Annotated in this window: 1 protein-coding gene; it reads left to right on the top strand. The window is 47.3% G+C overall.

Annotated features, from left to right (window positions below; genetic code table 11):
• The first annotated feature begins 52 nt into the window (after positions 1 to 52).
• A complete protein-coding gene (locus HMPREF2954_RS07765) occupies positions 53 to 310 on the top strand; it encodes a SemiSWEET family transporter (RefSeq protein WP_049225703.1) in 258 nt (85 codons plus the stop codon).
• Positions 311 to 336 lie beyond the last annotated feature (26 nt).

Here is a 336-nt window from a genome sequence, read left to right as displayed (position 1 = left end):
TCAACATCTGTACAGCCTGAAAACCCAATCGTCTAATCAGAAAGGAAAACCAATGACTGAAAAACAAATGCACATTCTTTCCGTCACCGCCACCCTGGCCGGCGTCGGTATGTACGTTTCTTATATCCCGCAAATCCAAAACAACCTTGCCGGCAACCCCGGCTCGCCGTTGCAACCCCTCGTCGCCGCCATCAACTGCACATTATGGTTTGCCTACGGCTTTTTGAAAGAAAAACGCGACTACCCCATCATACTGGCAAACGCCCCAGGCATTATTTTGGGTTTGATTACATTTATCACTAGTTTTTAAGGAAGTTTTCAGACGGCCTGTGCAAA

Source organism: Neisseria sp. HMSC067H09, assembly GCF_001814135.1.
Lineage (GTDB): Bacteria > Pseudomonadota > Gammaproteobacteria > Burkholderiales > Neisseriaceae > Neisseria.
The sequence above is the reverse complement of the archived record's forward strand: the minus strand, read 5'-3'. Positions and strand labels throughout refer to the sequence as shown.